Annotated in this window: 4 protein-coding genes; 3 read left to right on the forward strand and 1 reads right to left on the reverse strand. The window is 64.8% G+C overall.

The annotated features are described in order from the left end of the window. Positions 1–196: ATP-binding cassette domain-containing protein (locus tag IT472_RS08380; protein ID WP_297180801.1), on the reverse strand; the 196-nt coding region annotated here is incomplete at its 3' end. A 91-nt stretch (positions 197–287) separates the two neighbouring features. Between IT472_RS08380 and IT472_RS08385 the strand changes: the two genes are divergently transcribed. From IT472_RS08385 to IT472_RS08395, 3 genes are all read left to right on the forward strand, one after another. Beyond that, positions 288–1,436, forward strand: a complete 1,149-nt coding sequence (locus tag IT472_RS08385) for a pyridoxal phosphate-dependent aminotransferase (RefSeq protein WP_297180807.1) — start codon at positions 288–290, stop codon at positions 1,434–1,436. A gap of 23 nt (positions 1,437–1,459) precedes the next feature. Next, positions 1,460–2,998 (forward strand): peptide-methionine (S)-S-oxide reductase MsrA, encoded by a 1,539-nt coding sequence (msrA, locus tag IT472_RS08390; RefSeq protein WP_297180803.1) that lies wholly within the window; start codon positions 1,460–1,462, stop codon positions 2,996–2,998. Further along, positions 2,914–3,458, forward strand: a 545-nt coding sequence (locus IT472_RS08395) for a nitrilase-related carbon-nitrogen hydrolase (protein WP_297180805.1), incomplete at its 3' end; no start/stop codon positions are given. The genes msrA and IT472_RS08395, both read left to right, overlap by 85 nt.

The raw sequence follows: 3,458 nt of genomic DNA on the forward strand, positions 1-3,458 counted from the left end.
CGGCATCGGCGCGCAGCAGGCCTGCCAGTACCCGCAGCAGGGTGGTCTTGCCTGCACCGTTGTCGCCCTGCACCAGCAAGGCCTCGCCGGCACCGACCGTGAATTCCAGCGGCCCGAACACGGGCAGATCGTCGCGTGAAAACGCGAGATCGCGCACGCACAAGAGCGGAGGGCTGGACGATTGGGCACAAGACATGAACGGACGATTCTACCGGCATGGCCCGACATCACGGAGGATGGCGATGCGATTACGTACACTCCCGGAATCCCACAACGAAGCCATCCCGATGCACGTCGAAACCAAATTGCCGAAGGTCGCCACCACCATCTTCACCGTGATGTCGCAGCTCGCCGTCGAGCACGGCGCGGTCAACCTCGGCCAGGGTTTTCCGGATTTCCCGGTGCCGGTGCGTCTGGTCGATGCGCTGTCGCGGGCGATGCAGGCCGGACACAACCAGTACGCACCGATGACGGGGATCCCGGCGCTGCGCCAGGCCATCGCCGACAAGACCGAGCGCTGCTACGGCTGGCGGCCCGATGTGGATGCCGAAATCACCGTCACCAGCGGCGCCACAGAGGCGATCTTCAATGCGATCCACGGCTTGGTGCGCGCAGGCGAGGAAGTCATCGTGCTCGATCCTTGCTACGACTGCTACGAGCCGGCGATCGACCTGGCCGGCGCCACCGCGGTCCACGTCGCCCTGGATCCGGTGACCTTCGCGCCCGATTGGGATGCGGTGCGTGCGGCGATCACGCCGAACACGCGGATGCTGATGATCAACAGCCCGCACAATCCCTCCGGCGCGATGTTCAGCGCGGCCGACATGCAGGCGCTTACCGAACTCCTGCACGACACCGACATCCTGCTGCTCAGTGACGAGGTCTACGAGCACATCGTGTTCGATGGCGCACGCCACGAATCGGTCTTGCGTCATCCCGAGTTGCGCCAACGTGCGCTGGTGATCTCGAGCTTCGGCAAGACCTATCACTGCACGGGCTGGAAGCTCGGTTATTGCATCGCGCCGCCGGCACTGTCCGCCGAGTTCCGCAAGGTCCACCAATACAACGTGTTCTGCAGCTTCAACCCGGCCCAGCATGCCTTCGCCGAGATGATCGTGCAGGATCCTGCGCATTACGAAACCTTGGGCGCGTTCTACCAGGACAAGCGCGACCGCTTCCGTGCGCAGTTGCAGGCAACCAGGCTCAAGCCGTTGCCGGTGCCGGGCGGGTATTTTCAACTGGTCGACTATTCGGCGGTCAGCGATTTGCCCGATCTCGAATTCGCCCGCTGGTTGACCGTCGAGCACGGCGTGACCGGCATCCCGCTGTCGCCGTTCTACGCCGCGCCTCCGGCGAGGCAGCGCCTGTTGCGGCTGTGTTTCGCCAAGAATGATGACACCGTGAACCGCGCCATCCAGCGATTGTCCAAGCTGTAGGCAGCGCACCTCGGGAGGACGCCATGCGCACCGAAAAATTGATCGCCCTGTTGCTTGCCATGTTGCTGACGGGCGCAGCCGCCATGCTGGGTTGGCGTGCGCTGCATGCCAGTCCGGCCACGACCGGAGACACACCCGTGGACGCGAGCCATTTGCAGGACATCTATTTCGGCATGGGCTGTTTCTGGGGCGCGGAAAAGCGCCTGCGCGCGGTGCCCGGCGTGGCGGCGGTCGAAGTGGGCTATGCCGGCGGCGACGCGCCGCGGGTGGGTTACCGCGACGTGCTGGACCAGGAAGATCGGATTCGCAGTGGCCGCAGCCATGCACGCAACCATGCCGAGGTGGTACGGGTGCGCTACGACCCCAAGAAGCTTGACCTGATGACCCTGCTGGCGGCGTTCTGGGAAAACCATGACCCGACCCAGGTCGGTGGGCAGGGCAATGACCTCGGCAGCAACTATCGCAGCGCGATTTATTACACCAACGACCAGCAGAAGACTTTGGCCGAGCAAAGCCGCGATATCTACCAGCGCAACCTCACGCATGCAGGCTACGGCCGGATCACCACCGAGATCCTGCCGGTGCGCCACTACAACCGTGCCGAGGAATCGCACCAGGATTACCTGTTGAAGAATCCGAACGGGTACTGCGGCCTGGGTGGCACCGGCGTGAAATACGGCCTCGCCGCCACCGGCACCGCGTATGCCCCGCTGGATGGGGCGAGTCTGGCGCGCGCCGCGCAACTGGTGGTGTACGAAGCCGAGGACTGCCCGTATTGCGAGCGTTTCGAAGCCGACGTACTGAAGCATTGGAATGCCACCGTGCCGTTCGTGCGCACCCGCTCGCAGCAGGCGCCGAGCGGCTGGACGCTGGCGAAGACCTTGCTGGCAACGCCGACGATCGTCCTGTTCAAGGACGGCAAGGAAGTCTCGCGTTTCACCGGCTATCCGGGTGATCCGCAGAAATTCTGGCAGTGGCTGGGCTTCCACCTGTTGACGCCGGCGCAGCAGCAGATCGCCTTCGAGAGTGGCACCGAGCTGCCCGGCACCGGTGCCAACTTGAACGAACACCGCCCCGGCACCTATTACGACCCGATCAGCGGAGCGGCGCTGTTCCGCAGCGATGCCAAGTTCGACAGCGCCTGCGGCTGGCCCAGTTTCTTCGAGCCGATGCCGGGTGCGTTGCAATTCCTGCAGGACGACAGCCACGGTATGCATCGCGTGGAAGTGCGCAGCACCAGTTCCGGCATCCACCTCGGCCATGTGTTCGACGATGGCCCACCGCCCACCGGCAAGCGCTATTGCATCAACGGCACTGTGCTGCGCTTCGTGCCGGACCCAGCCATGATGGCAGTCCATCCACCGCGTGCAGGGTTGGGGAAGCCCCGAACAATCCAGGCCTTCCTTGGCAGTCAACGCCGGCTTGACCGGCCTTGCCCTAGACTGTGGCAACGCCGAACCCGGCCTGCGGAGCTGCCATGCAAGACCTGCGCGTTTCCATCGTCCAAGGCGAGACCCGGTGGCATGATCCAGCCGCCAATCGCGCGTACTACGGTGGCCTGATTGCACCGCTGCACGGCGGCACCGACCTGATCGTGCTGCCCGAGACCTTCACCAGCGGATTTTCCAACGACGCCATCGGCAGCGCCGAGGGCATGGATGGGCCGACCGTGGCCTGGCTGTGCGAGCAATCGGCGCGGCTTGATGCCGCGATCACCGGCAGCGTGCAGTTGCGCACCGATGGCGGCGTGTTCAACCGCATGCTGTTCGCCACGCCGGACGGCGGCATGGCGTGGTACGACAAGCGCCACCTGTTCTCCTTCGCCAAAGAGCACGAGCGGTACGCCCCAGGCCACGAGCGCGTGGTCGTGGCGTGGCGGGGCTGGCGGGTCCTGTTGCAGGTTTGCTACGACCTGCGCTTCCCCGTGTATGCGCGCAATCGCTTCGATCCTGCGCAGGCGGGGCAGGCTGATTACGATCTGGCCGTGTACGTCGCCAACTGGCCGTCTGCGCGTGCCTATCC

Source organism: Thermomonas sp. (assembly GCF_020850895.1).
GTDB lineage: Bacteria > Pseudomonadota > Gammaproteobacteria > Xanthomonadales > Xanthomonadaceae > Thermomonas.

What these genes read in the sequence shown, in the direction of transcription:
- msrA (WP_297180803.1), top strand. Translation starts at nt 1,460, where the DNA reads ATGCGCACCGAAAAATTGATCGCCCTGTTGCTTGCCATGTTGCTGACG.
- IT472_RS08385 (WP_297180807.1), top strand. Translation starts at nt 288, where the DNA reads ATGCACGTCGAAACCAAATTGCCGAAGGTCGCCACCACCATCTTCACC.